The organism is Moorena sp. SIO4E2 (genome assembly GCF_010671945.1).
Lineage (GTDB): Bacteria > Cyanobacteriota > Cyanobacteriia > Cyanobacteriales > Coleofasciculaceae > Moorena > Moorena producens.
On sequence record NZ_JAAHIE010000742.1, the window covers coordinates 1 to 3014 of the forward strand.

A 3014-nucleotide genomic window follows, 5' to 3' on the forward strand; every position below is an offset into this window, starting at 1 on the left:
GATGTCATCTCAAAATTTCCAATGGTTTTTGGCTTCGATACCCCCACTAACTTAACTGCAACCAGTCGCCAATCCTTGCCACTGCTGCCTGCAACCGATTGTGAACAGATTCAGCTAGCTTCTGACCCATCAGTTTGAGAACCTGGCTGATCCGTGAGGGAACAAAGGAGTACTTCATCCATTTGTGAGCATTGTGATGATTGCGCTGGAGCGCCACCATCGGAGGTGCTCAGGGGTGGGAAGACATAGAAACCCTGATTGACTGACAAGACCCTTGAAATGCTGATTATCCCGTAGGGAGCGCTTAGCCATAGGGTAACCCAATGAAAACCTCACTGGTCTTGGGTTTCGTTGCCTCAACCCAACCTACGCCATGATCTAAAGTCAGTCAACCAGCCTGCGGAATGTAGGATCTTAAGCGTATCTGCCATGGCTACAAGTTCTTGGTTGTTTTTCCCTAATATCCCTAATGCTATTAGAAATAGTTCGAGGCTAAGATAGGTGAATCGAATTCAAAACTAACGAATTTGAGCGATACACAGAAAACCGCATCTAACTACGTATTCATTTTCCTAGAGATTTTTGAGTGTGAAGGGGGCATCCAATCCTACGTCAAAGATATTTTCGAGGCATATTTGTCTGTTGCTGCTAAGACTGTTACCAGTTCTAGGGCTGAAGTATTTTTGCTGCGAGATGGCCGAGGTTGTGACAATCTCTTTGATGTCTACCCACTCAGATTCCATTACCTGAAAACCAAGCCTCCTGTGCTAGGGCGTGTTCGCTTAACAATAGCGCTAGGTTTTTATTTATGGCAAAAACGTCCCAAGCACGTTTTCTGCGGTCATATCAAACTCGCTCCCCTGACTCAGCTGTTGTGCAATAGTTTGGGGATTCCCTATACAGTTTTGACTTATGGCAAGGAGGTTTGGGAACTCTTACCCCTGAAAGAACGTAATGCCCTAGACCGGGCAGCAGCAATTTGGACAATCAGTCGTTACAGTCGCGATCGCGCTTGTGCTGCCAATAACCTAAATCCTGAAAAGGTAAAGATGTTGCCTTGTGCTGTTGATGGCAATAGGTTTACTCCTGGTCTGAAATCACCAGCCTTAATCGAAAAGTATGGTCTGACTGGTGCTAAGGTGTTGATGACTGTCGCTCGTCTGTGGTCTGGGGATATTTATAAAGGAGTTGATGTTACCATTCAAGCACTTCCTGCGATCGCTAAAATCTTTCCAGAGGTTAAATATCTAGTTATTGGTCGTGGTGATGATCAACCGAGACTGGCGCAGCTAGCCAAAGATTTGGGTGTTGGGGATCGGGTGGTCTTTGCTGGTTTTGTCCCTACACCAGAATTAGTGGAACATTACCGAGTGGCTGATGCCTACGTCATGCCCTCCCAAGAAGGCTTTGGGATTGTATACCTAGAGGCCATGGCTTGTGGTAAACCTGTCCTTTCTGGGGATTCTGATGGTTCTGCTGATCCTTTGCAAGATGGTCAGCTTGGTTGGCAAGTTCCCTATCGAGACCCCGATGCAGTGGCTGCGGCTTGTATTGAAATTCTCAAGGGAGAGGATCAGCGCTGTGATGGTCAGTGGTTACGAGAACAATCCCTAGGGTTATTTAGTAAAGAGGCTCTGACAAAGCAGTTAAAAGAGTTACTCGATACTGCGTAAAAATTGAGTCGCCCCTTGCGGAGCATAAGCAGCGAGGGGTAATTTCTATTCAAGTTAAGACGAATCTGAACTAGGATATAACTACCCGATCATATTTGTTATTGTTAAAAGAAAACAGTGAATCAAAATACCCCGAGACAGTTTCAGTTCAACCTGTCAGGTATGGGCTGTTGGCTAGCGTTCTTCTTAACTTGTTTCTTGCTAGGCACAGTTGGCTTGGGATGGGTAGTCAATGGTTTTTTGATTTTAATTGCTTTTTTAATCATCTCACCAGTGATTGCCTGGTTTGGAGTTCGCTGGTGGCTCAGACGTAATCTAGTGGAAGATAAATGTCCAGTCTGTGCCTATGAGTTGACTGGGTTTAACAATACCCAGTGTCAGTGCCCCAGTTGCGGGGAAGTTTTGAAGATAGAACACGGACATTTTAACCGCTTAGCAGCTCCAGGTACGATTGATGTGGAAGCGGTTGAGATATCGGTTCAGCAGATTGAAGATTAGAGTAATCGCTAATCACCCATAGACTTCGCTGCAGTTGTCAGGGAAAAGGCTTGCACCCAAAAGGCTTGCCTACAATAATTATTGAGTGTTGAACTTTGAGTTCTGCACCCTGGTACTAGGGAGTTTTAGTGATCGATAAAGTATAAGGATGCTGTTCACCATTGCGATCGCCGACGTAGAATGAGTAGCTGCCTTGCTCCCAATACCCGATTTTAACAATATTCCCCCCAGATAAATTATCGGCCTGTGTACATGAGGTACCATTTGGCTCCTGAATTAATAGAGTGGGCTGGCCTTGGCTTTCTAGGTTGAAGCGCAAGTAGGTAAAATCTTGGTTCAAATTAATGACATGATTGGGCTGGGTACTAATCATACCGCATTGGCTCTTATTTGATCCTCCAGAGTTTCCAGTAACTACGATGGGATCAGGCTGGAATCCAGGCTCAAGGTTGATGGTTTCGGCGTTGGCGACACCAGCGCTACTTAAGCTTACAGCTATGGTGATCGGAACAATCATCCACTGTGGGAATAGTTTAGTCATTGTCATCCCCTAAAGTCTTGTGATCTATTACTAATACACTTGTCCTAGATTACTTGACTATCTCGAGCAAGAATTTGTTTCGGGTCAGCTATCAGCTATCAGCTATCAGCTATCAGCTATCAGCTATCAGCTATCAGCTATCAGCTATCAGCTATCAGCTATCAGCTATCAGCTATCAGCTATCAGTTATCAGCTATCAGCTATCAGTTATCAGTCAAAGGCTGACGGCTGACGGCTGACGGCTGACGGCTGTTCGCGTAGCGTGCGCGTAGCGCATATGCTTACTCTAGTCCCATTAACCC

At 45.5% G+C, this 3014-nt stretch carries 4 protein-coding genes; 3 read left to right on the plus strand and 1 reads right to left on the minus strand.

Features of this window, described 5'->3' with window-relative positions:
- Positions 1-527 precede the first annotated feature (527 nt).
- Together F6K37_RS36350 and F6K37_RS36355 are read left to right on the plus strand one after the other, a co-directional pair.
- Entirely contained in the window at positions 528-1673 is a 1146-nt protein-coding gene (locus F6K37_RS36350; RefSeq protein ID WP_009149156.1) for a glycosyltransferase family 4 protein, read from the plus strand.
- Between the two features lie 117 nt (positions 1674-1790).
- Positions 1791-2171 carry a hypothetical protein gene (locus F6K37_RS36355; RefSeq protein WP_009149155.1) on the plus strand — a complete coding sequence of 127 codons (381 nt, stop codon included), beginning with the start codon at positions 1791-1793 and terminating at the stop codon, positions 2169-2171.
- A gap of 115 nt (positions 2172-2286) precedes the next feature.
- Here F6K37_RS36355 and F6K37_RS36360 read toward each other — a convergent pair whose 3' ends face one another.
- Complete coding sequence (locus F6K37_RS36360; RefSeq protein ID WP_009149154.1) at positions 2287-2712, minus strand: hypothetical protein; 426 nt, start codon at positions 2710-2712, stop codon at positions 2287-2289.
- A gap of 53 nt (positions 2713-2765) precedes the next feature.
- On the opposite strand from F6K37_RS36360, the gene F6K37_RS36365 reads away from it, so the two are divergent.
- Entirely contained in the window at positions 2766-2951 is a 186-nt protein-coding gene (locus F6K37_RS36365) for a hypothetical protein (RefSeq protein ID WP_287255843.1), read from the plus strand.
- Positions 2952-3014: the final 63 nt, after the last annotated feature.